The 23621-nt window shown below is 63.6% G+C and carries 20 protein-coding genes; 13 read left to right on the top strand and 7 right to left on the bottom strand.

Going from position 1 to position 23621, the window contains the following annotated elements; translation table 11 throughout:
* Positions 1–115: 115 nt before the first annotated feature.
* The 12 genes from dibA (at position 116) to ASF66_RS16230 (ending at position 14220) form a co-directional block, all read left to right on the top strand.
* On the top strand, positions 116–1981 hold the full coding sequence (gene dibA, locus ASF66_RS16285) for a phosphodiesterase DibA (protein ID WP_056844572.1): 1866 nt from the start codon (positions 116–118) through the stop codon (positions 1979–1981).
* 118 nt (positions 1982–2099) lie between these two features.
* A complete protein-coding gene (gene oscA, locus ASF66_RS16280; protein WP_043191814.1) occupies positions 2100–2282 on the top strand; it encodes a sulfur starvation response protein OscA in 183 nt (60 codons plus the stop codon).
* A 58-nt stretch (positions 2283–2340) separates the two neighbouring features.
* Complete coding sequence (locus ASF66_RS16275) at positions 2341–3351, top strand: sulfate ABC transporter substrate-binding protein (protein ID WP_056844571.1); 1011 nt, start codon at positions 2341–2343, stop codon at positions 3349–3351.
* A gap of 138 nt (positions 3352–3489) precedes the next feature.
* Entirely contained in the window at positions 3490–4308 is an 819-nt protein-coding gene (gene cysT / locus ASF66_RS16270) for a sulfate ABC transporter permease subunit CysT (protein WP_056844570.1), read from the top strand.
* 14 nt (positions 4309–4322) lie between these two features.
* Positions 4323–5189, top strand: coding sequence for a sulfate ABC transporter permease subunit CysW (cysW, locus tag ASF66_RS16265; protein WP_056844569.1), 867 nt, complete (start codon positions 4323–4325; stop codon positions 5187–5189).
* Between the two features lie 3 nt (positions 5190–5192).
* Entirely contained in the window at positions 5193–6182 is a 990-nt protein-coding gene (locus tag ASF66_RS16260; RefSeq protein ID WP_049859008.1) for a sulfate/molybdate ABC transporter ATP-binding protein, read from the top strand.
* Between the two features lie 220 nt (positions 6183–6402).
* Complete coding sequence (locus tag ASF66_RS16255) at positions 6403–6984, top strand: alpha/beta hydrolase (protein WP_056844568.1); 582 nt, start codon at positions 6403–6405, stop codon at positions 6982–6984.
* A 53-nt stretch (positions 6985–7037) separates the two neighbouring features.
* On the top strand, positions 7038–7979 hold the full coding sequence (locus tag ASF66_RS16250) for a sigma 54-interacting transcriptional regulator (RefSeq protein ID WP_056844567.1): 942 nt from the start codon (positions 7038–7040) through the stop codon (positions 7977–7979).
* A 100-nt stretch (positions 7980–8079) separates the two neighbouring features.
* On the top strand, positions 8080–8862 hold the full coding sequence (locus ASF66_RS16245; RefSeq protein ID WP_049861565.1) for a MetQ/NlpA family ABC transporter substrate-binding protein: 783 nt from the start codon (positions 8080–8082) through the stop codon (positions 8860–8862).
* Positions 8863–9017: 155 nt separating this feature from the next.
* Positions 9018–10097 (top strand): efflux RND transporter periplasmic adaptor subunit, encoded by a 1080-nt coding sequence (locus ASF66_RS16240; RefSeq protein WP_056844566.1) that lies wholly within the window; start codon positions 9018–9020, stop codon positions 10095–10097.
* Entirely contained in the window at positions 10094–11164 is a 1071-nt protein-coding gene (locus tag ASF66_RS16235; protein ID WP_056844565.1) for an efflux RND transporter periplasmic adaptor subunit, read from the top strand. Before ASF66_RS16240 ends, ASF66_RS16235 begins: the two co-directional genes overlap by 4 nt.
* Positions 11161–14220 carry an efflux RND transporter permease subunit gene (locus ASF66_RS16230; protein WP_056844564.1) on the top strand — a complete coding sequence of 1020 codons (3060 nt, stop codon included), beginning with the start codon at positions 11161–11163 and terminating at the stop codon, positions 14218–14220. Before ASF66_RS16235 ends, ASF66_RS16230 begins: the two co-directional genes overlap by 4 nt.
* Before the next feature lie 117 nt (positions 14221–14337).
* On the opposite strand, the gene ASF66_RS16225 is transcribed toward ASF66_RS16230, so the two are convergent.
* The 7 genes from ASF66_RS16225 to rpiA form a co-directional block, all read right to left on the bottom strand.
* Positions 14338–14982: a methionine ABC transporter permease gene (locus ASF66_RS16225; protein WP_049861569.1), complete on the bottom strand. Its 645-nt coding sequence runs from the start codon at positions 14980–14982 to the stop codon at positions 14338–14340.
* On the bottom strand, positions 14972–16105 hold the full coding sequence (locus ASF66_RS16220) for a methionine ABC transporter ATP-binding protein (protein ID WP_056844563.1): 1134 nt from the start codon (positions 16103–16105) through the stop codon (positions 14972–14974). Before ASF66_RS16220 ends, ASF66_RS16225 begins: the two co-directional genes overlap by 11 nt.
* 2 nt (positions 16106–16107) lie before the next feature.
* Positions 16108–16899 (bottom strand): MetQ/NlpA family ABC transporter substrate-binding protein, encoded by a 792-nt coding sequence (locus tag ASF66_RS16215; RefSeq protein ID WP_056844562.1) that lies wholly within the window; start codon positions 16897–16899, stop codon positions 16108–16110.
* 134 nt (positions 16900–17033) lie between these two features.
* Positions 17034–18392, bottom strand: coding sequence for an LLM class flavin-dependent oxidoreductase (locus ASF66_RS16210; protein ID WP_056844561.1), 1359 nt, complete (start codon positions 18390–18392; stop codon positions 17034–17036).
* A complete protein-coding gene (locus ASF66_RS16205; RefSeq protein ID WP_056844560.1) occupies positions 18392–19597 on the bottom strand; it encodes an SfnB family sulfur acquisition oxidoreductase in 1206 nt (401 codons plus the stop codon). Before ASF66_RS16205 ends, ASF66_RS16210 begins: the two co-directional genes overlap by 1 nt.
* Positions 19598–19617: 20 nt before the next feature.
* Entirely contained in the window at positions 19618–20871 is a 1254-nt protein-coding gene (locus tag ASF66_RS16200) for an SfnB family sulfur acquisition oxidoreductase (RefSeq protein ID WP_056844559.1), read from the bottom strand.
* 310 nt (positions 20872–21181) lie between these two features.
* A complete protein-coding gene (gene rpiA / locus ASF66_RS16195; RefSeq protein ID WP_056844558.1) occupies positions 21182–21859 on the bottom strand; it encodes a ribose-5-phosphate isomerase RpiA in 678 nt (225 codons plus the stop codon).
* Positions 21860–21996: 137 nt separating this feature from the next.
* On the opposite strand from rpiA, the gene ilvA reads away from it, so the two are divergent.
* A complete protein-coding gene (gene ilvA / locus ASF66_RS16190) occupies positions 21997–23511 on the top strand; it encodes a threonine ammonia-lyase, biosynthetic (RefSeq protein ID WP_049861576.1) in 1515 nt (504 codons plus the stop codon).
* Positions 23512–23621 lie beyond the last annotated feature (110 nt).

The raw sequence follows: 23621 nt of genomic DNA, 5'->3' as shown, positions 1-23621 counted from the left end.
CGTGCAGCGCATTATCGACAAGCTATCAGAGAAAGCCAGTCGCTCTTTTGAAGAAGAGTCGCTGAATGTTTCTATTCTATAATTGATACACATTTTATGTGGGCCGATTGACCCTATGTCCGTTTTATCTCGGGTTACAACGCGCGCCGTTGTGATTTACCTGATTGCCTGCGTGTTGTGGCTTCTATTGTGCGATCGATTGTCCAACGGCCTTTTCGGCGCCTCGCTGGCCGGATGGGAGCTTCATCTGGCCACTTGCGCTGTGTGGCTGCTGGGCAGTGCCTTTGCCTTCGCCTGGCAGCGTGCGCGCCAGGCCAATCGCGAAAGCCGACGCCTGGCGGCAGCGGTCTTCGACTGCACCGCCGATGGCGTACTGGTGACCGATACCGCAGGGCGCATCCAGCAGGTCAATCGTGCCTTCATGGCGATCACCGGGTACGAGGAGCACGAAGTGCTGGGGCAGAACCCGAGCAGGTTCAAGTCCGGGCAGCACCCGCCGGCCTTCTATGAACAGATGTTCGGCACGCTGGCCGAGCACGGTCAGTGGAGCGGCGAGATCTGGAACCGTCGCAAGAGTGGTGACATCTATCCTCAGTGGCAGACCATCCGCGCCGTCCGCGATGATCGGGGAATGCTGAGCCACTACGTGGCGGTGTTCTCCGACATCAGCGCGATCAGGCATTCACAGCGCGAGCTGGCCCATCTGGCACAGCACGACCCATTGACCGGGCTGCCCAACCGCCTGCTGTTCAGCCGCCGCGCCGAGCACGCGTTGAACACGGCCAGGCTTGCGCACCGCAACTGCGCCTTGCTGTTGATCGACCTCGATCACTTCCAGAACGTCAACGACAGCTTCGGCCATGGCGTGGGTGACCGGTTGTTGATGGCGGTGGTCGAGCGGCTGCAGTCGGGGCTGGGCGAAGAAGTAACCCTGGCCCGCCTGGGAGGGGATGAGTTCGCCGTGCTGGTGGAAGGCGAGTTGCGCAGCGGTCAGGCGACGGCGCTGGGGCAGGCACTGCTTGAAGGCATGCGAGCACCTTTCGTCATCGATGGCCACACCTTGTTCATCAGCGCCAGCATGGGCATCAGCGTGTTTCCCGACGATGCCCAAGGCGCCGAACAACTGTTACGCAATGCCGATTCGGCGCTGTTCCAGGCCAAGGCGCGGGGTCGTTCGAGCTATGCCTTGTACACCGAAGAGCTGACCGCGCGGGCCCAGCAGCACATCGAAGTGACCGCTGAACTGCGGCAGGCTTTGGCGGATGGTCAGCTGTGCGTGCATTACCAGCCGGTGCATGCACTGCGCGACACCGCCATGGTCGGGGTTGAAGCGCTGGTGCGCTGGCAGCATCCGGAGCGCGGGCTGGTGCCGCCGGGACAGTTCATACCCATCGCCGAGCGCAGTGGTCTGATCGCCGAGATCGACACCTGGGTGCTGGCCACCGCCTGTCGGCAGATGCGCCAGTGGCAGACCGAGGGCAAGGCACTGGATTTCGTGGCGGTGAACATCTCCAGCCGTCTGTTCAGCCACCATGATCTCTGCCGGCAGGTCGAGAAGGTTCTGGCCGAGACGCAACTGGCGCCTGCGCACCTGGAGCTGGAAGTCACCGAAAGTGCGGTGATGGATGATCCGGACCGTGCCCTCGAGCAGTTGCATCACCTGCGCGACCTGGGCCTGCAGTTGGCGATCGACGATTTTGGCACCGGTTATTCATCCCTGCTCAGGCTCAAGCGCCTGCCGGTGCACAAGCTCAAGATCGACCAGGGTTTCGTTGCCGGCCTGCCGGGTGACGAGGACGATGTGGCAATCACCACGGCGATCATCGCCTTGGCCCGCAGCATGGGCATGCAGGTGCATGCCGAGGGTATCGAGCAGGCTGACCAGGCCTGGTTTCTGCTGGAACATGGGTGCGGACTTGCCCAGGGCTACTGGTTCGGTCGCCCTGTGGAGGCCAGTGCGCTGACATGGCAACCGCGGTGAATGGCCAAAAACACGTTTGGTTATATGAAAATTCTTAAACAGTATTTTTAAGAATAATAGGACCTCTCTAATATCGCGCTCACGCCACCTTGGCACCCCCTTACCCAGGAGCATGATCATGAGCGCATCGCTACGCAGCGTAGAAGGACAGGACGAAGCCACCATTCTGCGGGAAATTCAGAGCGCGCTGCGCGACCTGCGTTTCGGTGCGGTGGAGATCACCGTTCACAACGCTCAGGTCGTGCAGATCGAGCGCAAGGAAAAATTTCGTTTGCAGAACCCGGGCAACAAGCCCAGCTGAATACGCGCCCTGCGTATCAGTCATAAGAAAAACACCCGCCATTCCAGGAGCTTCGTCCATGTCTATCCGCCGTTATGCCTTGGCAGCCCTCGCCAGCGCCGTATTTGCCGGTTCCGCAGTCGCCAAGGACTACGAGCTGCTCAACGTGTCCTACGATCCGACACGTGAGCTGTATCAGGAATACAACGCTGAGTTCGTCAATTTCTGGAAGAAAGAACACGCCGGCGACAACGTGTCGATCAAGCAGTCCCATGGCGGTTCGGGCAAGCAGGGCCGGGCGGTGATCGATGGTCTGCCCGCCGATGTGGTGACCCTGGCGCTGGCGGGCGACATCGACGAGATCAGCAAGCTGGGTAAATCGCTTCCGGAGAACTGGCAGACCCGCCTGCCGGATGCGAGCACGCCGTACACCTCGACCATCGTGTTCCTGGTGCGCAAGGGCAACCCCAAGGGCATTAAGGACTGGGGCGATTTGATCAAGAACGATGTCTCGGTGATCACCCCCAATCCGAAAACCTCTGGTGGTGCCCGCTGGAATTTCCTGGCCGCCTGGGCCTATGGCCTGAAAGCCGGTGGTGGCGATGAGGCCAAGGCCAAGGAATACGTGCAGACGCTGTTCAAGCATGTACCGATCCTCGACACCGGTGCGCGCGGTTCGACCATTACCTTCGTCAATAACGGCCAGGGCGATGTGCTGCTGGCCTGGGAAAACGAAGCGTTCCTGGCACTGAAGGAAGATGGCGGCGCGGACAAGTTCGACATCGTCGTGCCTTCGCTGTCCATCCTCGCCGAGCCGCCGGTGGCGGTGGTCGACAAGAACGCGAAGAAGAAAGGCAAGGAGGAAATCGCCGAGGCTTACCTCAAGCACCTGTACAGCCCGGCTGGTCAGGAAATCGCGGCGAAGAACTTCTATCGTCCGCGCGACAAGGACGTGGCGGCCAAGTACGCGAAGCAATTTCCGGCGTTGAATCTGGTCACTATCGATAAGGATTTTGGCGGGTGGAAAACGGCGCAGCCCAAATTCTTCAATGACGGTGGGGTATTCGACCAGATTTATCAGGCTCAATAAGTTATAGACATGTGTTGAGGCGGCTGGCCTCTTCGCGGGCAGAGCCCCCGCTCCCACAGGTCACCGTTGACCTTGTGGGAGCGGGGTTCTGCCCGCGAAGAGGCCCGATTGCGTAAACCGTATTCATCAAGGACTTCTATGTCGCGTCGTATCTCCCCCGTCATACCCGGCTTCGGGCTGACGCTGGGCTACACCGTCGTGTACCTCAGCCTGATTGTGCTGATCCCCCTGGCCGCCATGTTCGTGCATGCCGCGCAGCTGACCTGGGAACAGTTCTGGACCATCGTCACGGCACCCCGCGTTCTTGCTGCGTTGAAACTCAGTTTCGGCACGGCGTTGTGCGCGGCCATCATCAACGGTGTGATCGGCACGCTGCTGGCCTGGGTGCTGGTGCGCTACACCTTCCCCGGACGCAAGATCATCGATGCGATGATCGACCTGCCGTTCGCCCTGCCCACGGCCGTGGCAGGCATTGCCCTGACAGCGTTGTACGCGCCCAATGGTCTGGTCGGGCAGTTCGCTGCCGATCTGGGCTTCAAGATCGCCTACACACCGCTGGGGATCACCCTCGCATTGACCTTCGTCACCTTGCCGTTCGTGGTGCGCACGGTGCAACCGGTGCTGGCCGACATTCCGCGTGAGGTCGAGGAAGCTGCGGCCTGCCTGGGTGCCAAGCCCTTGCAGGTGTTCCGCTTCATCCTGGCACCGGCGCTGTTGCCCGCTTGGCTGACCGGTTTCGCCCTGGCCTTCGCCCGAGGCGTGGGTGAGTACGGCTCGGTCATCTTCATTGCCGGCAACATGCCGATGAAGACCGAGATCCTGCCGCTGCTGATCATGGTCAAGCTGGACCAATACGACTACACCGGCGCCACGGCCATCGGCGTGATGATGCTGGTGGTTTCCTTCATTCTGCTGCTGCTGATCAATCTGTTGCAGCGGCGCATCGAAACCCCTTGAAGGAGGCTCCGCACATGTCTGCATCTTCCATTGCTGCCTCCACCAATGCGGCCCGACGTGGCAGCGCCACTTCGCGGCGGGTGTTGATCGCCCTGGGTTGGCTGATCTTCGCCGTGTTTCTGTTGTTGCCGTTGCTCATCGTCGTATCCCAGGGCCTGAAGCAAGGCCTGGGGACATTCTTTGCCGCCATCTTCGAGCCCGATGCATTGTCGGCGCTCAAGCTGACCGTGTTCGCCGTGCTCATCTCGGTGCCGCTGAATCTGGTCTTCGGCGTCAGCGCCGCGTGGTGCGTGAGCAAGTATTCGTTCCGCGGCAAGAGCATCCTGGTCACCCTGATCGATCTGCCGTTCTCGGTATCGCCGGTCATCGCCGGTCTGGTCTACGTGCTGATGTTCGGCGCCCAGGGTCTGTTGGGGCCGTGGCTGCAGGACCATGACATCCAGATCGTGTTCGCCTTGCCCGGCATCGTGCTGGCGACGATCTTCGTCACCGTGCCGTTCGTGGCCCGTGAGCTGATCCCGCTGATGCAGGAGCAGGGCACGCAGGAAGAGGAGGCGGCGCGCCTGCTGGGCGCGAACGGTTGGCAGATGTTCTGGCACGTCACTGTGCCGAACATCAAGTGGGGGCTGATCTACGGCGTGGTGCTGTGTACCGCGCGGGCGATGGGTGAGTTCGGTGCCGTGTCGGTGGTGTCCGGCCACATCCGTGGCGTGACCAACACTCTGCCGCTGCACGTGGAGATCCTCTACAACGAATACAACCACGTCGCCGCCTTTGCCGTTGCGAGCCTGTTGCTGATCCTGGCGCTCTTCATCCTGCTGCTCAAGCAGTGGAGCGAGTCCCGTATTGACCGCCTGCGCAACAGCGCCGCGGAGGAATGATTAATGTCGATCGAAGTTCGTAACGTCAGCAAGCGTTTCAATGCCTTCCAGGCTCTGGACTCCATCAATCTGGACATCCAGAGTGGCGAGCTGGTGGCCTTGCTGGGCCCGTCCGGGTGCGGCAAGACCACCTTGCTGCGCATTATCGCCGGGCTGGAAACCCCCGATCAGGGCAACATCGTGTTCCATGGCGAGGACGTGTCCGGCCATGATGTGCGGGATCGCAACGTCGGTTTCGTGTTCCAGCACTACGCGTTGTTCCGACACATGACGGTGTTCGACAACGTGGCCTTCGGCTTGCGCATGAAGCCCAAGCGCGAGCGGCCGACGGAAACGGTGATTGCGCAGAAGGTGCATGAGCTGTTGAACATGGTGCAGCTGGACTGGTTGCACGATCGCTATCCCGAGCAGTTGTCCGGTGGCCAGCGCCAGCGCATCGCCCTGGCCCGGGCGCTGGCGGTCGAGCCCAAGGTGTTGCTGCTGGACGAACCTTTCGGTGCTCTCGACGCCAAGGTGCGCAAGGAGCTGCGCCGCTGGTTGGCTCGTCTGCACGAGGACATCAACCTGACGTCGGTCTTCGTTACCCATGACCAGGAGGAGGCCATGGAAGTGGCCGATCGCATCGTGGTGATGAACAAGGGTGTCATCGAACAGATCGGCTCGCCGGGCGATGTGTACGAGAATCCGGCCAGCGATTTCGTGTATCACTTTCTGGGTGATTCCAACCGTCTGCAATTGGGCGGTGAGGAGCATGTGCTGTTTCGTCCGCACGAGGTGTCGCTGTCGCGCCATGAGTTGGAGGACCATCATGCTGCCGAGGTGCGTGACATCCGCCCCTTGGGCGCGACCACGCGGGTGACGTTGAAGGTCGAAGGGCAGAGCGATCTGATTGAGGCGGAAGTGGTCAAGGACCATGACAGCCTGAGTGGTCTGGCGCGCGGCGAGACGTTGTTCTTCAAGCCCAAGGTGTGGCAGAAGGCGTCAGGCCTGTAGCCGCGGCGCGTCAGACGTACCGCATGTGCCGCCGACGCGGCTCGCGCCGCTGCTACAGGAGATCGCGCACACCTGTAGCAGCGGCGCGAGCCGCGTCCGGGTTTGATGTGGCGCATTAATGGAATGTTTGGTTATTACCAAATAGCTTCTTATTCCTTAACGCGTATAAATCCTTTCCCTATACTGGCCTCCAACGCAACGTTTGCAGGAGGCGCATCCCATGCGCAATGAGTCGATCCGCTATCTGATCGTGCCAGGCTGGCAGGGCTCGCCCGATGACCATTGGCAAAGCCACTGGCAACGAAGCCTGCCCAACAGCGCGCGGGTCGAGCAGGACGATTGGCTCACGCCTCGGTGTGAAGACTGGGTGGCGGCGCTGGACCGGGCTGTGAATGCCAGCGCCGATCCGGTGATTCTCATTGCCCACAGCCTGGGATGCGTGACGGTTGCACACTGGTCGGCCAACGCGTCGCTGGTTTCGCTGCGCAAGGTCCGTGGCGCTTTGCTGGTGGCGCCAGCGGATGTCGAACGGCCAGCCTGCTCACCAGCACTGCGCAACTTTGCACCGATCCCCAAGCACCTGTTGCCGTTCCCCAGCCAAGTGGTGGGCTCGGACAACGACCCAGCCGCCAGCGCCCCACGGGCCTTGCAACTGGCCCGCGACTGGGGGGCCGAAGCGGGCATCCTGGCGGGTGCTGGACATATCAACGTCAAGTCCGGGCATCAGCGCTGGGAACAGGGTTTCGCCTACCTGTACCGCCTGCAGAGTCGCATGGACCAGCACATCCAGCTGCGCGCCTGATTGCCTGAAAACCGAGTACGCCGCCTGCGTTCAGGCCGGTGGGAGCTTTGCCCATGACTGCATACCACGACACCTTTGGCCAGCCGCTGCTGACCTTTCCCGACGCCGACAAGAGCCCGCTGAGCATTCGTGCCAAGGCACTGGTGTTCGTCGACCCGCGCTCGCGGCGCTTGCGCGAGGAGCTCGAACGGCTGGCGCCCAAGGCGTTGCCGGTGCTGATCCATGGCGAGAGCGGGACCGGCAAGGAGCTGCTCGCCCGGCACATTCACCGGGCCAGTGATCGCGGTGGGCTGTTCGTGTCGGTCAACTGCGGTGCGATCAGCCCGACCTACGCCGATGCCGAACTGTTCGGCTACAGCGCAGGCGCCCACAGCGGTACGGCCAGCAGCCGGGCCGGCTGGTTCGGCTCGGCCAACGGAGGCACGCTGTACCTGGACGAGATCGCCGACCTGCCGCTGGCCATCCAGACCAAGCTGCTCGCGGCACTGGAAACCCACGAAGTCACGCGCGTCGGCGCGGCCCAGCCCAATCCGGTGGACGTACGCCTGGTGGCCGCGTCGAGCATCGATCTGGCCCAGGCCGTGGCGGCTGGCAAATTCAACGAGCGCCTGTATGCCTATCTGGGCGAAGGCCGCCTGACGCTGCCGCCGTTGCGTGAGCGGATCGGCGATATTCTGGCCCTGGCCGAGTATTTTCTGGGCATCTACAGCCACCGCCTGAACCTGGCGGTGCCGCTGATCAGCACCCAGGCGCAGCAGGTGCTGGAGCGACACGACTGGCCCGGCAACACCCGCGAGCTGGAAAACGTCATCCATTTTGCCCTGCTGGTAAGCAGCGGTGATGAGATCCTTCCCGAGCATCTTAATCTGCCTTCGGCAGCGGGCACCTTGGGGTATATCGAACGGCAACTGACCCAGGCGCTCGAGCACGTCGATCCGACCGCCTTGGCTGCAGTGCTGACCCGCCACCTGGAGCGATTGCACAAAAAGGCATAAGGGGCGAACTAAAAGGTATTTGTAGGAATATTAATTCCGGGTATTGTCCGCGCAAGGCTGGCCATTTGCTGCCGCCGGCACCCAATTTCAAGGACTTAGCATGAAGAAGGCTTTGCTGTTCACCGCTTTGGCGGCCTCCCTGTCTTTCGGCCTGGCCAACGCGGCAGACAAACTCGTGGTCGCGGCCACACCGGTTCCCCACGCCGAGATCCTCGAGCTGATCAAGCCGACCCTGGCCAAGGAAGGCGTTGACCTGGACATCAAGGTCTTCACCGACTACGTGCAACCCAACGTGCAGGTCAACGAGAAGCGTCTGGACGCCAACTACTTCCAGACCCTGCCGTACCTGGAAAGCTTCAACAAGGGCAAGGGCACCAACCTGGTCACCGTGATCGGCGTGCACGTCGAGCCCTTCGGCGGTTACTCCAAGAAGGTCAAATCGCTGAGCGAACTCAAGGACGGCGCGACCGTGGCCATCCCCAACGAGGGCAGCAACAGCGGCCGTGCGTTGATCCTGCTGCAGAAAGCCGGCCTGATCACCCTGAAGGACCCGAGCAACGCTCTGGCCACTCCGAAGGACATCGCCAGCAACCCCAAGAACCTCAAGTTCAAGGAACTGGAATCGGCCATGCTGCCGCGCGTGCTGGATCAGGTCGACCTGGACATGATCAACACCAACTACGCACTGGAAGCGGGCCTGAACCCGGCCAAGGACGCCTTGGTCATCGAAGGTTCGGATTCGCCTTACGTGAACTTCCTGGTGGCCCGTCCGGACAACAAGGACAGCCCGGCCATGCAGAAGCTGGCCAAAGCGCTGACCAGCCCGGAAGTGAAGGCATTCATCGAGAAGAAGTACAGCGGCGCAGTATTGCCAGCGTTCTGATTCCGAGCGTCACGACAGTTCACCTGAGCGCCGACAGCTTGTACAGTGTCGGCGTTTTGCTGTGTCCGGACGGGGCCCTCCCCGGCAAATGAACCTAGAACTCGGCTCACAGTCGCATACACACCTAGCATCACAGCGCACGCAAAGGAGCCTGCATGGCTGGTCCTCGTTGGAAGGTTGTAGGGGTTGGTCTCTTGTTCATCGCGCTGACCGGCTGTGGTGAAGACAAGCCTATCGAGCCGACGCACCCACGCGTGCGCGTGGAGAATGTGCAGAGCGGCGAATTCGCCGCTGCCGTCAATCTCACTGGCGATGTGCAGGCCCGCATCCAGACCCAGTTGTCGTTCCGCGTTGGCGGCAAGATCATCCAGCGCATGGTGGATGTGGGCGACCACGTCAGCGCACGGCAAGTCCTGGCCCGCCTCGATCCCAAGGACCTGCAGACCAACGTCGACTCGGCCAAGGCTGCGGTGGCCGCCGAACAGGCCCGCGTGAAGCAGACCTCGGCGGCCTTCGTGCGTCAGCAGAAGCTGCTGCCCAAGGGCTATACCAGCCAGAGTGAATACGACTCCGCCCAGGCGGCGCTGCGCGGTGCGCAGAGCTCGCTGGCGGCAGCCAATGCTCAGTTGGCCAACGCTCGTGAGCAGTTGAGCTACACCGACCTGGTGGCCGATGCCCCGGGCGTGATCACCGCACGCCAGGCCGAGGCGGGCCAGGTGGTGCAGGCCACCGCGCCGATCTTCGGTCTGGCCCGCGATGGCGACCGCGATGCGGTCTTCGATGTGTATGAATCGCTGTTCGCCCAGCCGGGTGGACAGCAGCCGATCACCGTCAGCCTGCTCGACGACCCGGCGATCAAGACCACCGGCACCGTGCGCGAAGTCACTCCGGCGGTGTCCGCGCAGACCGGCACGGTGCGCGTCAAGATCGCCCTGCAGGGCGTGCCCAAGGGCATGGACCTGGGCTCGGTGGTCAACGCCTCGCTCGATGGTCCGGGCAAGACCAGCGTCGAACTGCCGTGGTCGGCGCTGACCAAGGACATCGAAGAGCCTGCCGTGTGGGTGGTTGGGGAAGGTGACAAGGTCAGCCTGCGCAAGGTCGAGGTGGGCCGTTACCTGACCGCCAAGGTGGTGATCGCCAATGGCTTGAACAATGGCGACCGCGTGGTGGTGGCCGGGGGGCAGTTGTTGCACCCCGACATGCAGGTGGAAATTGCCCAGGAGCGTCAGCCATGAAAGCGGTGATCGCGTTGTCTGCGGCCGTGCTGTTGCTGGCAGGCTGTTCGAAGGAAGAGCCGGCCCCCGAGCCGATCCGTCCGGTGTTGTCGGTGGAGGTCAAGGGCCTGGACCAGCAAAGCCTGGGTCGCTTCGCCGGTAATATCCAGGCGCGCTATGAAAGCACCTTGGGTTTCCGCGTGTCTGGACGCATTGCCCGCCGCGCGGTGGATGTCGGCAGCCAGGTGGAGAAAAACCAGTTGCTGGCCACTCTCGACCCGACTGACCAGCAGAATCAGTTGCGCGCCAACCAGGGTGATCTGGCCCGCGTCCAGGCGCAGTTCATCAATGCCCAGGCCAACGCTCGGCGTCAGCAGGAGCTGTTCGACCGTGGCGTCGGTGCGCAGGCCGGGCTGGACATCGCCCAGACCGACCTGAAAACCGCGCAGTCTTCGCTCGATCAGGCCAAGGCCGCCGTCAGCCAGGCCAAGGACCAGCTGAGCTACAGCGAACTGCGTGCCGACGATGCCGCGGTGGTCAACCAGTGGAAGGTGGAAGTCGGGCAGGTGGTCAGCGCCGGTGAAGAAGTGGTGGTCCTCGCTCGTCCCGACGTCAAGGAGGCGGTCATCGACCTGCCCGCCGGGCTCGCCGAGACCCTGCCTGAGGGCGTGGAATTCCACGTGCAGTCCCAGCTTGACCCCAGCGTTGCGACCATGGGCACCTTGCGCGAGCTGGAGCCACGCCCCGACAGCTCCACGCGTACCCGTCGCGCACGCCTGACCCTGCGTGAGAGCCCTGCGGGCCTGCGCCTGGGTACGGCGATCAGCGTCACCTTGAGTTCAAGCATCGCGCAGCGCCTGGAGCTGCCGGAAACCGCCGTGCAGGAGATCGACGGCAAGACCCAGGTGTGGCGGGTGGACGTCCAGAACAAGACCGTGAACCCGCAACAGGTCACCGTGCTCAGCCGCGACCGTGGCGTCGTGGTGGTGGGCAGCGGTGTGCAGGCGGGCGAGCGCGTGGTCAGCGCGGGCGTCAACAGCCTGAAACCTGGGCAGAAAATCAAACTGGACGAGGCGAGCCGGCAATGAAGGGAAGTTTCAACCTGTCCGACTGGGCGCTCAAGCACCAGTCCTTCGTCTGGTACCTGATGTTCGTCGGCCTGCTGATGGGCGTGTTTTCCTATTTCAACCTGGGCCGTGAAGAAGATCCGGCGTTCGCCATCAAGACCATGGTCATCCAGAGCCGCTGGCCCGGGGCGACGCAAGAAGAGACGCTCAAGCAGGTCACCGACCGCATCGAGAAGAAGCTCGAAGAGCTGGACTCGCTGGACTACGTGAAGAGCTACACGCGCCCCGGCGAGTCCACCGTGTTCGTGTACCTGCGCGATACCACCAGTGCCAAGGCGATCCCGCAGATCTGGTACCAGGTGCGCAAGAAGGTCGACGACATTCGCGGGACCTTTCCCCAAGGCTTGCAGGGGCCATCGTTCAACGACGAATTCGGTGACGTGTTCGGCTCCATCTATGCCTTCACCGCCGACGGCCTGAGCATGCGGCAGCTGCGCGACTACGTGGAACAGGTGCGCGCCGAGATTCGCCAGGTCGACAACCTGGGCAAGGTGCAGCTGGTAGGTCAGCAGGACGAAGTCATCTACCTGAATTTCTCCACGCGCAAACTCGCAGCGCTGGGCCTGGATCAGCAACAGGTGGTGGGTGCGCTTCAGGCGCAGAACGCGGTGACGCCGGCCGGTGTGATCGAGGCAGGGCCCGAGCGCATTTCGGTGCGAACCTCGGGGCAGTTCAAGTCGGAGAAGGACCTGGAAACGGTCAATCTCAGGCTCAACGACCGTTTCTATCGGCTGACCGACATCGCCGACATCGAACGTGGCTACAAGGACCCGGCCGCGCCGATGTTCCGCTACAACGGCCAGCCTGCCATCGGCCTGGCCATCGCCATGAAGGACGGCGGCAACATTCAGGAATTCGGTACCGCGCTGCACAAGCGCATGGACGAGTTGACCGCGCAGCTGCCCGTGGGCGTGGGCGTGCACAAGGTGTCGGACCAGGCCGAGGTGGTCGAGAAGGCGGTCGGTGGGTTCACCAGTGCGCTGTTCGAGGCCGTGGTGATCGTGCTGATCGTCAGCTTCGTCAGCCTCGGCGTGCGCGCCGGTCTGGTCGTGGCCTGCTCGATTCCGCTGGTGCTGGCCATGGTCTTCGTGTTCATGGAGTACAGCGGCATCACCATGCAGCGTATTTCCCTGGGGGCGTTGATCATCGCCTTGGGCCTGCTGGTCGACGATGCGATGATCACCGTGGAGATGATGGTCACCCGCCTGGAGGCAGGTGACAGCAAGGAGGAAGCGGCTATCTTCGCCTATACCTCCACCGCATTCCCGATGCTCACCGGCACCCTGGTCACCGTGGCGGGCTTCGTGCCGATCGGTTTGAACGCCAGCTCGGCAGGGGAGTACACCTTCACCCTGTTTGCCGTGATTGCGGTGGCCATGCTGGTGTCGTGGGTGGTGGCGGTGCTGTTCGCGCCGGTCATCGGCGTGCATATCCTGAGCAAGAACGTCAAACCCAAGCCGGAGCAGCCTGGGCGCGTCGCGCGCTGGTTCCACAGCGGACTGCTGGGCTGCATGCGCCACCGTTGGCTGACGATCATCGGCACGTTGCTGCTGTTCGCCGCCGCACTGTTCTGCATGCGCTTCGTGCAGAACCAGTTCTTCCCCTCGTCCGACCGGCCGGAAATTCTGGTGGACCTGAACCTGCCGCAGAACGCCTCGATCAACGAGACGCGCCAGGCGGTCGATCGCCTGGAAGCGACGCTTAAGGATGATCCGGACATCGTCCGCTGGAGCACCTACATCGGTCAGGGCGCGATTCGTTTCTATCTGCCCCTGGACCAGCAACTGGAGAACCCGTACTACGCCCAGTTGGTGATCGTCAGCAAGGGTCTAGAAGAGCGCGGGGCCTTGACCGAGCGTCTGAAAAAGCGTCTGCGTGACGACTTCGTGGGCATCGGCACCTATGTTCAGGCGCTGGAAATGGGCCCACCCGTGGGGAGGCCGATCCAGTACCGGGTCAGCGGCAAGGACATCGATCAGGTGCGCAAGCACGCCATCGAGCTGGCCACCCTGCTGGACCACAACGCGCACATCGGCGAAATGATCTACGACTGGAACGAGCCAGGCAAAGTGCTGCGCATCGACATCGCCCAGGACAAGGCCCGGCAGTTGGGGTTGTCGTCCGAGGACGTGGCGAAGCTGATGAACACCATCGTCAGTGGTTCGGCAGTGACTCAGGTCAACGACGATATCTACCTGGTCAACGTGGTGGGCCGGGCCAACGATGCCGAGCGCGGCTCGCCGGAAACCCTGCAGAACCTGCAGATCGTCACGCCCAGCGGGACGTCGATTCCGCTCTTGGCGTTCGCCACCGTGCGCTACGAGCTGGAGCAGCCGCTGGTGTGGCGGCGTGATCGCCTGCCGACCATCACCTTGAAGGCGGCGGTCAGCGACGATATCCAGCCGACCGACCTGGTGGCCCAGCTCAAGCCCGAGATCGAGAAATTCGCTGCAGGCCTGCCGGTGGGCTACAAGGTGGCCACCGGCGGTACGGTCGAGGAAAGCGGCAAGGCGCAGGGCCCGATCGCCAAGGTGGTGCCGTTGATGCTGTTCCTGATGGCGACCTTCCTGATGATTCAGCTGCACAGTGTGCAGAAGATGTTCCTGGTGGCCAGCGTGGCGCCGCTGGGCATCATCGGCGTGGTGCTGGCGTTGGTGCCGACCGGGACGCCCATGGGCTTCGTGGCGATCTTGGGGATATTGGCCCTGATCGGCATCATCATCCGCAACTCGGTAATTCTGGTGACCCAGATCGATGCCTACGAGCGCGATGGTTACAAGCCGTGGGATGCGGTGCTGGAGGCGACCGAGCATCGTCGTCGCCCGATCCTGCTCACCGCAGCGGCGGCCAGTTTGGGCATGATCCCGATCGCTCGTGAGGTGTTCTGGGGGCCGATGGCCTACGCGATGATCGGCGGGATCGTGGTGGCGACCTTGCTGACCCTGTTGTTCCTGCCGGCGCTGTATGTGGCCTGGTACCGGATCAAGGAAGGTGAGGGCGAGGGGAAGGAGGCTTGATGAGCTGAGGGCCTCTTCGCGGGCAGAGCCCGCTCCCACATGATCACCGTCTCATCTGTGGGAGCGGGGCGGGCGGCCGAGCCCTCTGCCCGCGAAGGGGGCTCTGCGGTCTTGCGACTAGCGCTTGTTGAGCACCCGCGCCAGACGGTCGCCGCTGAACTGGATCAAGGTCACCAGGGCCACCAGCAACACGATCACCGTGAGCATGATCTGGCTGTCGAAACGCTGGTAGCCGTAGCGGTAGGCGATGTCGCCCAGCCCACCGGCACCGATGGCGCCGGCCATGGCCGATGAGTTGATCATGGTCACCACGGTGATGGTGAAACCGGCGACGATGCCGGGCCGTGCCTCGGGCAGCAGCACATGCCAGACGATATGCCAGCGTCGGCAGCCCATGGCCTGCGCAGCCTCGATCAGGCCATGGTCGACCTCACGCAGGCTGACCTCGGCGATGCGCGCAAAGAACGGCGTCGCAGCGATGGTCAACGGCACCACCGCCGCCCACACCCCATAGGTGGTACCCACGATCAACCGAGTGAACGGGATCAGCGCCACCATCAGGATCAGGAACGGTACCGATCGGAACAGATTGACGAACGCGCCCAGCACGCGGTTCAGCGCTGGCGCTTGGTAGATGCCGCCTCGGTCGCTGGTGACCAGCACCACCGCCATCACGACCCCCACCGGCAACGCGATCAACGACGAAACGCCCACCATCAACAAGGTGTCGAGGGCGCCCTGCAGCAGACGGTCAAACCACATAGCCCAGCTCCTCTACCTGTTGTGCCCATTGCCGGGCGCGTTGCAGCAGATGCTCACGGTCATGGGGCGAATTACTCACCGCCACGACGAGGCTGCCCAGCGCCCGCCCTTGAATGCGTTCGATCCCGCCTTGCAGTAGGCTGACCTGCCCGCCCAGCAGGTTGAACAGCGAGGACAGATCCGCTTCACCCGTCTGTGCCCCGGTTACGCCTAGGCGCAACACCAGCGCGGCCTCGGGTGTCGGCGCCGTACTGCGCAGACGTGCTCGCAGCTCATCGGACAGGCCGTGTTGCAACGGTGCCAGGAGGGTGCGGCTGACCTCGTGCCGAGGGTCGCCGAAGACCTGCCACACCGGCCCCTGCTCGACCACCTGGCCGCCCTCGAGCACCACCACGCGGTCGCAGATGGCACGGATCACGGCCATTTCGTGGGTGATCAAAATGATCGTCAGCCCCAGGCGCCGATTGATGTCGCGCAGCAGCGCCAGGATCGATTCGGTGGTCTCCGGATCCAGCGCTGAAGTGGCTTCGTCGCACAGCAGGATCTGCGGATCGTGGACCAGCGCGCGGGCAATGCCGACGCGCTGCTTCTGCCCGCCGGACAGCTGCGCCGGGTACGCGTCGCGCTTGCCCTGCAGGCCAACCAGTTCGAGCAGTTCACCGACCTTGCGCCAGCGCTCGGCCTGGGGCACGCCGGCGACCTTGAGCGGCAACTCGACGTTCTGCCACACGGTTTTCGCCGACATCAGATTGAAGTGCTGGAAGATCATGCCGATGCGCCGCCGCAGCGCCACCAGACGATCCTCGTCGAAATCACCGATATCCACCTGATCGATCAGCACGCGCCCGCTGCTGGGCTGTTCCAGCCGGTTGATGGTACGGATCAGCGACGACTTGCCGGCGCCGCTGCGGCCGATGATGCCGAACACTTCGCCGCGCTCGATGGTCAGGTCGATACCTTGCAGGGCCTGCACCGGACCCTGCGCGCCCTCATAGGTCTTGCCGACGCCGATGAAGCGCACCAGGCTGTTGGCCAGTTGCGGGTGCAGCTCCAGGGGTTCGGCAGGCTGCCGGGCAAGGCCGGCGGTGTCGGCCAGCCGGCGTTGGACATTGGTGGTGGGCATACTCACTCCTTCCAGCCGACTTGGTAGAGCTTGCCGTTGATCTTGTCGAGCGAGGCGCGCACGACCGGCGAGTGTTGGTAGATATCCACGAACTTGGCCAGGCGCGGATCATCCTTGCGCTCGGGCTTGATCACGAACTGGATCACGTATTCGGGATGGTCGAGGCCGTCGAACAGCAGCGCCGAGCCGGCATCGAAGGTCTTGGCCAGGCGGATGTAGGCCGGGTAGCCCTGCACCAGGTCGGCGTCGTCGTAGGCGCGCACCAGTTGCACGGCTTCGACCTGAAGAATCTTGATGCCCTTGGGGTTGGTGAGGATGTCGTCTTCGGTGGCCTTATAGCCAACCCCCGGTTTGAGGGTGATCAAGCCGGCCTTGGCCAGCAGCTGCAGGCCGCGACCGCTGTTGATCGGGTCGTTGGCGATGGCCACGCTGGCGCCCTTGGGCAGCTCGTCGAAGCTCTTGTAGCGTTTGGAGTACAGCCCCACGTTGTTGATGATGCCCGGTGCATAGGGCACCAGGTCGGTGCCGGCCTGGGTATTGGCGTTTTCCAGAAAGGGGATGTGTTGGAAGTAGTTCACGTCGATGTCGCCGGCGGCCAGGCTGACGTTGGGTGCGATCCAGTCGGTGAATTCCACCAGCTTGACGGTCAGGCCTTGTTTCTTGGCTTCCTCCACGGCGGTTTCCAGGGGAATGGCGAAGGCGGCGGTGGTGCCGACGATCAGGGGCTTGTCATCGGCGGCGTGGGCCAGGCCGGTGAGGAGGGTGAGGGCGAGTAGCAGGGTGGGTTTGAGCATGGTGTTGGTCCATTGGTTTTTGTGGGGTTGGGGAGGGCCACTTCGCGGGCAGAGCCCGCTCCCACAATTAACGGGCGAGCGCTCGTGTGGGAGCGGGGCGGGCGGCTGAGCCCTCTGCCCGCGAAGAGGCCCGGTCAGGCACCGCGCTTGTAACTGAAACCGGCGTGCCCTTCGGGCAACCCCGGGCCTTGGCCGAAGACCTTTTCGCGCAACGTGCCCTGGGCATAGGCGGTCTTGTACGAACCGCGCCCCTGAAGCACGGGAATCACCAGATCGATGAAGTCGACGTAGCTTTCCGGGGTGACCGTGCGGGTCAGGTTGAACCCGTCCAGGCCGGTCTCGGCGATCCAGGCTTCGAGTTCGTCGGCAACCTGTTCCGGGTCGCCGACCAAGGTGATGTAGCGTCCGCCCAAGGCGTGCTGGTCGAGCAATTTGCGGCGGGTCCAGTCGTTGTTTTGCAGGGTCTTGGTGGCCGACTCGATGGCATTGCCCTTCACGTACTGAATGGGCTCGTCGAGTTCGTAGCGGGCAAAGTCGATCGCGGTGGAGGCGGCGAAGTGGGCGACCCCGGCCTCGGCGCTGGCGTAGCTCAGGTATTCATCATGCTTGGCCCAGGCCTGGGCCTCGGTGGCAGCGACAATGACAGTGATGCCCATGAACACCTTCAAGGCCTGCGGATCGCGGCCGGCCGCGCGGGCCGCATCGCGCACCTTGTCCACCTGGACGCGGGTGGCCTGCTTGTTTTGTCCGCTGATGAACACACATTCGGCATGCTGACCGGCGAACTGCAGGCCCCGTGCCGAGCTGCCGGCCTGGAACAGCAGCGGTGTGCGCTGTGGCGAGGGTTCACAGAGGTGGTAACCCTCGACCCGGTAGAACTCGCCTTCATGCTGCACCTTGTGGACCTTTTCCGGCTGGGCGTAGATGCGCCGCTCGCGGTCTTCGACGACGGCGTCGTCTTCCCAGCTGCCTTCCCAGAGTTTGTAGAGCACCTCCAGGTACTCGTCGGCCTGATCATAACGGCGGTCGTGCTCCACCTGCTGGGTCAGGCCCATGGCCTTGGCCGCGCTGTCCAGGTAGCCGGTGACAATGTTCCAGCCCACCCGACCGCGGGTCAGGTGATCGAGCGTGGACAGGCGTCGGGCGAACAGATAGGGCGCTTCGTAGGTGAGGTTGGCGGTCAGGCCGAAACCCAAGTGGCGGGTGACCGCGGCCATGGCCGATACCAGCAGCAACGGGTCGTTGACCGGAAGCTGGATCGACTCCTTCAAGGTCACATCGACCGAATCCTGATAGATGTCGTAGACCCCGACGATGTCGGCGATGAACAGGCCATCGAACAGGCCGCGCTCCAGCAACCGAGCCAGCTCGGTCCAGTATTCCAGGGTCTTGTACTGGCTCGAAGTGTCGCGCGGATGGGTCCACAGGCCGTGGTTGATGTGGCCCACGCAGTTCATGTTGAAGGCGTTGAGCAGGATCTGCTTCTTGCTCATCAGATGGTCCCCCGGCGTGGTGGCAACTGGTCGTTGAGGTAGTAGTTGCCGATGGCGTGGTACTTCCAGCGCACTGGGTCGTGCAGGGTGTGCACGCGGGCGTTGCGCCAGTGCCGGTCCAGGCCATGCTCGGCCAGGGTGGCCTGGCTGCCGGCCAGTTCGAACAGGGTGCTGCCGGCGGCCAGGGAAATCTCGGTGCTGAGGGCGCGGGCTTCGGCCACGGCAATCGAGGCGGCGCCGACGTGTTCGGCGGTGGGCTCGGCCTGGGCCTTGTCGAGGATCTCGCCGGCCCGCTCCAACAGCGCTTCGGCGGCGTGCAGGCGGATGGCCAGATGGCCGAAGCTCTTCAGCGACAGCGGATCTTCGACGGCCTTGTCGCTGGTGGCGTCGATCCACGGCCGGGTACGGGTGCGGACGAACTGCAAGGCGTCCTCGAACGCCCCGCGCGCGATGCCGGTGTCGATCGCCGCGTGGAGGATCTGTGCGAACGGGCCGACCGTAGTGGGCCGTTCGAACGCGCTTTGAAACGGCACGATGGCGTCGGCGCCGACCCAGACGTTGTCGAACACCACCGAGCCGCTGCCCGTGGTGCGCTGGCCGAAGCCGCTCCAGTCGTCGATGACCTGGACCCCGGCACTGTCGGCGGGCACGAAGGCCAGTTGCTGCACGCCTTGTTCATCGATCACCGAAGTGGGAATGCATTGGGCATACAGCGCACCGGTGGCGTAGAACTTGCGGCCATTGATGCGGAAACCGTCGCCGTCGCGGGTCAGGCGCGTGGTGCGGTCGTGGGCGGTGCGGGTGCCGAGTTCGGCCAGGGCGTTGCCCAGCCGCTGGCCTGCCAGCACGTCGGTGTACAGGCGCTGCTGCTGCGTGGGGCTGCCGTTGATGCGCAGCACTTCCAGGGCATAGAAATGATTCTGCGGGATCTGTCCCAGCGAGCCGTCGGCAGCCGCCAGCAGGGCAATGACCTGGGCCAGGGTCACGTTGGACACACCGGCTCCGCCGAACGCCCTGGGCACGCTGATGCCGCCCAGGCCAGAGCGGGAGAACAGCGTCAGTTCGGCGTGGGGGAGCTGCCGCTCGCGGTCGCGCAGGGCGCTGTCGCGCTGCAACTGGGGGGCCAGCTGCCGGGCAACCTCCAGCGCCTGCTGATCGTTGGCGATGCGTGCGACGCCGTCGAGGGGGTGGGGCAATGAGCTCATGCTGATCTCCAGCGGTCTGGTCAAATCCAGGAATGGCGTGCGGGCAGGCTGCCGTTCAGGTGATAGGCGCCGACGGCGTGATATTTCCAGCGCACGGGATCGTGCAGGGTGTGCACGCGGGCGTTGCGCCAGTGGCGGTCGAGGTTGAACTCGGCGAGGGTGGCGCGGCTGCCGGCCAGCTCGAAAAGCTTTTCACTGGCCTGCAAGGCGATTTCGGTGGTGATCACCTTGGCCTCGGCCACGGCGATCGAGGCCCGGCCGGCGAGGGCGGCGTCCACCGGCCCCTGGCCAATCTGGTCGAGCACGCGGGCGGCCTTGCGCAGCAGTGCCTGCGCGGCGTGCAGTTCCAGCTTCAAGCGACCGATGTCGGCGACCACGAACGGATCGTCGCTGGCGCGCTCGACCCCGGCTTCGATCCACGGGCGCGATTTTTCCCGGACGAAGGCGATGGTGTCGTCGATCGCCGCTTCGGCAATCCCGGCGTCGATGGCGGCCTGCATCAGTTGCGACACGGCGCCCTGAATGTTCGGTTGCTGTGCCTGGCGCCAGATATGCACCACATGGGTGTCGGGTACGTGCGCATTTTCGAGCAGGACAGTGCCGCTGGCGGTGGTGCGCTGGCCGAAGCCGGACCAGTCGTCGACGATGCGCAGGCCGGGTGTGCCGCGGCGTACGAACGCCATGACCAGACGCTGTTCATCGTCCACGGCCTTGACTGCCACCCAGTGGGCGAACAGCGCGCCGGTGGAGTAGAACTTCTGCCCGCTGATTCGCCCGCCGTCACCGTCGCGGACGATGCGGGTGTTGATTTCCAACGTGTTGCGGGCGCCGCGTTCAGGGCCGCCGTTGCCGATGCGCGCGCCTTCGAGCACGGCGGTGAATAGCGCGTATTGCTGCGCTTCGGTGGCGGTGCCGCGCAGCATCTGCAAGATGCCGAAATGGTTCTGTGGGATCTGCCCCAGGGCTGGATCGGCGGCGCTGATGAGCCGGAAGACCTCGGCCAGGGTCACGAAACTGACGTCGGGGCCACCGAAGGCGCGTGGCACGGTGATGCTGCCCAGGCCGCTGGCGGTGAATTGCTCTATCAGTTGCCAGGGCAGTTCACGTTGCTGGTCTCGCCTGGCAGCGTGGGTGCGGGCACTGGCGGCAAGCGCCTGCGCGGCTTCGAGTGCGTCGGCGTCGTTGCGCAGGATCTGCGCAGGCAAGAGCGCCGGACCGTTGTCGGTTGTTGTCTGTGGTTGGGAGTGTTCGAGGGAAATCGAGTGGTTGACCATACCGTCCTCACGTCATGCAGGGCGTATGTCGCCTTGCTTGGATGTACGCAGGTCCGGTGGTCCGGTGTATATACCCTAATCGTTTGTTAAATTTAAATGAACTAACGATTGGGAATATGGATAGATGTGTTTTTTATGGCTGTACAGTGACCCTTGTGGGAGCGGGGCGGAGCCCCGCTCCCACATCTGAGGTGTGTCAGGGACGCTGCAGCGCGCCCTTCGCGGGCAGAGCCCGCTCCCACAAGCTGCGGTGTGTCAGGTACAGCGCAGTGTGTCCTTCGCGGGCAAGACCCGCTCCCACGATCGAGGCTCAGGCGGGGCGGGTGAGGGTCTTGACGCCTTCGGTGGTGCCCAGCAGCAGCACATCGGCCGGGCGGGCGGCGAACAGGCCGTTGGTGACCACGCCGACGATGGCGTTGATCTGTGTTTCCAACGCCACCGGGTCGGTGATCTGCATGTTGTACACGTCGATGATGATGTTGCCGTTGTCGGTCACCACGCCCTCGCGGTAGACCGGATCGCCGCCCAGTTTCACCAGCTGGCGCGCGACATGGCTGCGGGCCATCGGGATGACTTCCACCGGCAGCGGAAAGTCGCCCAGCACTGGCACCAGCTTGCTGCCGTCGGCGATGCAGATGAACGTGGTGGCCACGGCCGCGACGATCTTCTCGCGGGTCAACGCAGCGCCGCCGCCCTTGATCAGGTTCAGGTGCTCGTCGCTTTCGTCCGCGCCGTCGACGTAGAACTCCAGGTCGCCCACGCTGTTGAGTTCGTACACGGGAATGCCATGGCCCTTGAGCCGTGCCGCGGTCGCTTCGGAGCTGGCCACGGCGCCGTCGAAGGCGCTCTTGTGCTGCGCCAGCGCGTCGATGAAGCAGTTGGCGGTGGACCCGGTGCCCACGCCGACGACGCTCTTTTCGCCCAGCTTGGGCAGAATGAAATCAACGGCAGCCTGGGCGACGGCCTGTTTGAGTTGGTCCTGGGTCATGCAAGCTCCGCAGCGGCAGTTGGGGCTCTAGTGGTTGTGGCCCCGAAGGCGCGCATTATAAGGGCAAAACCTTGGTTTTGCCGTGGTCGTTGGCTTAGACTCGTCGGCCCTGCCCGTTATCGTCAGTGATGTCCGCCATGCTCGAACAGTACGTAAAGATGATCCTCACCTCGCGCGTCTACGACGTTGCGGTGGAAACCCCTTTGCAGCCCGCCGGGCAGCTGTCCGAGCGCCTGAACAACAAGATTCTGCTCAAGCGCGAAGACTTGCAGCCGGTGTTCTCGTTCAAGATTCGCGGCGCCTACAACAAGCTGGCTCAGCTCAGCGCAGAGGAACTGGCCCGTGGCGTGGTCACCGCCTCGGCCGGCAACCATGCCCAGGGCCTGGCGCTGGCGGCGCGCGAGCTGGGGATCAAGGCCACCATCGTGATGCCCAACACCACCCCCGAGATCAAGATCGAAGGCGTGCGTTCGCGCGGTGGCATCGTGGTGCTGCACGGCGACTCGTTTCCAGAGGCCCTGGCTCATTCCCTCAAGCTGGTGGACGAGCAGGGCATGGTCTACATCCATCCCTACGACGACCCGTATACCATTGCCGGCCAGGGCACGGTGGCGATGGAGATTCTGCGTCAGCATCCGGGCGATCTCGACGCGATCTTCGTGCCGGTGGGCGGCGGCGGTCTGATCGCGGGCATCGCTGCGTACGTCAAATACCTGCGTCCGGGCATCAAGGTCATCGGCGTCGAGCCGGACGATTCCAACTGCCTGCAGCAAGCCATGCGTGCCGGTGAGCGCGTGGTGCTGCCGCAGGTCGGGTTGTTCGCCGACGGTGTGGCGGTGGCGCAGATCGGCCAGTACACCTTCGAGATCTGCAAGGATCACGTGGACGAAGTGATCACAGTCAGCACCGACGAGATCTGTGCGGCGATCAAGGATATCTACGACGATACCCGCTCGATCACCGAACCTGCTGGTGCGCTCGGGGTGGCGGGGATCAAGAAGTACGTCGAGGCACGGGGTGTGTCGGGGCAGACCCTGGTGGCGATCGATTCGGGTGCCAACGTCAACTTCGACCGGCTGCGCCACGTGGCCGAGCGTGCCGAGCTGGGTGAGGGGCGCGAAGCCATCATCGCGGTGACCATTCCCGAGCGTCCGGGCAGCTTCAAGGCGTTCTGCGAGGCCATCGGCAAACGGCAGATCACCGAGTTCAACTACCGCTACCACACCGGTCACGAAGCACACATTTTCGTCGGCGTGCAGACCCACCCCGAGCGCGATCCGCGGGCGGTGCTGGTGCAGACGCTGCAATCCCACGGCTTCCCGGTGCTGGACCTGACCGACAACGAGCTGGCCAAGCTGCACATTCGCCATATGGTCGGCGGCCATGCGGTCCGGGTCAGCGACGAGATGGTGCTGCGCTTCGAGTTCCCGGAGCGTCCGGGTGCGCTGTTCAACTTCCTCGACAAGCTGGGCGGGCGCTGGAACATCTCGATGTTCCACTACCGCAACCATGGTGCGGCCGACGGGCGTGTGGTGGCTGGGCTGCAGGTGCCTGAAGAGGAGCGCCATCTGGTGGCCGGCGCGCTGGCCGAAATCGGCTACCCGTTCTGGGACGAGACGGATAACCCGGCTTATCAGTTGTTCCTGGGGTAGTGATGGAGGGCCTGGCTTGAGTCCGTGGTGTGCCATTCGCGGGCAGAGCCCACTCCCACAAGAGCGACCCCGGCTTATCAGTTGTTTCTGGGGTAGTGATGCGGTGCCTG

Source organism: Pseudomonas sp. Leaf129 (genome assembly GCF_001423465.1).
In the GTDB taxonomy this organism is placed as follows: Bacteria; Pseudomonadota; Gammaproteobacteria; order Pseudomonadales; family Pseudomonadaceae; genus Aquipseudomonas; species Aquipseudomonas coleopterorum.
This window is presented reverse-complemented; position numbering and strand designations above follow the sequence as displayed.

Coding starts and splice junctions, on each gene's coding strand:
- dibA (WP_056844572.1), top strand. CDS start 116: ATGTCCGTTTTATCTCGGGTTACAACGCGCGCCGTTGTGATTTACCTG.
- oscA (WP_043191814.1), top strand. CDS start 2,100: ATGAGCGCATCGCTACGCAGCGTAGAAGGACAGGACGAAGCCACCATT.
- ASF66_RS16275 (WP_056844571.1), top strand. CDS start 2,341: ATGTCTATCCGCCGTTATGCCTTGGCAGCCCTCGCCAGCGCCGTATTT.
- cysT (WP_056844570.1), top strand. CDS start 3,490: ATGTCGCGTCGTATCTCCCCCGTCATACCCGGCTTCGGGCTGACGCTG.
- cysW (WP_056844569.1), top strand. CDS start 4,323: ATGTCTGCATCTTCCATTGCTGCCTCCACCAATGCGGCCCGACGTGGC.
- ASF66_RS16260 (WP_049859008.1), top strand. CDS start 5,193: ATGTCGATCGAAGTTCGTAACGTCAGCAAGCGTTTCAATGCCTTCCAG.
- ASF66_RS16255 (WP_056844568.1), top strand. CDS start 6,403: ATGCGCAATGAGTCGATCCGCTATCTGATCGTGCCAGGCTGGCAGGGC.
- ASF66_RS16250 (WP_056844567.1), top strand. CDS start 7,038: ATGACTGCATACCACGACACCTTTGGCCAGCCGCTGCTGACCTTTCCC.
- ASF66_RS16245 (WP_049861565.1), top strand. CDS start 8,080: ATGAAGAAGGCTTTGCTGTTCACCGCTTTGGCGGCCTCCCTGTCTTTC.
- ASF66_RS16240 (WP_056844566.1), top strand. CDS start 9,018: ATGGCTGGTCCTCGTTGGAAGGTTGTAGGGGTTGGTCTCTTGTTCATC.
- ASF66_RS16235 (WP_056844565.1), top strand. CDS start 10,094: ATGAAAGCGGTGATCGCGTTGTCTGCGGCCGTGCTGTTGCTGGCAGGC.
- ASF66_RS16230 (WP_056844564.1), top strand. CDS start 11,161: ATGAAGGGAAGTTTCAACCTGTCCGACTGGGCGCTCAAGCACCAGTCC.
- ASF66_RS16225 (WP_049861569.1), bottom strand. CDS start 14,982: ATGTGGTTTGACCGTCTGCTGCAGGGCGCCCTCGACACCTTGTTGATG.
- ASF66_RS16220 (WP_056844563.1), bottom strand. CDS start 16,105: ATGCCCACCACCAATGTCCAACGCCGGCTGGCCGACACCGCCGGCCTT.
- ASF66_RS16215 (WP_056844562.1), bottom strand. CDS start 16,899: ATGCTCAAACCCACCCTGCTACTCGCCCTCACCCTCCTCACCGGCCTG.
- ASF66_RS16210 (WP_056844561.1), bottom strand. CDS start 18,392: ATGAGCAAGAAGCAGATCCTGCTCAACGCCTTCAACATGAACTGCGTG.
- ASF66_RS16205 (WP_056844560.1), bottom strand. CDS start 19,597: ATGAGCTCATTGCCCCACCCCCTCGACGGCGTCGCACGCATCGCCAAC.
- ASF66_RS16200 (WP_056844559.1), bottom strand. CDS start 20,871: ATGGTCAACCACTCGATTTCCCTCGAACACTCCCAACCACAGACAACA.
- rpiA (WP_056844558.1), bottom strand. CDS start 21,859: ATGACCCAGGACCAACTCAAACAGGCCGTCGCCCAGGCTGCCGTTGAT.
- ilvA (WP_049861576.1), top strand. CDS start 21,997: ATGCTCGAACAGTACGTAAAGATGATCCTCACCTCGCGCGTCTACGAC.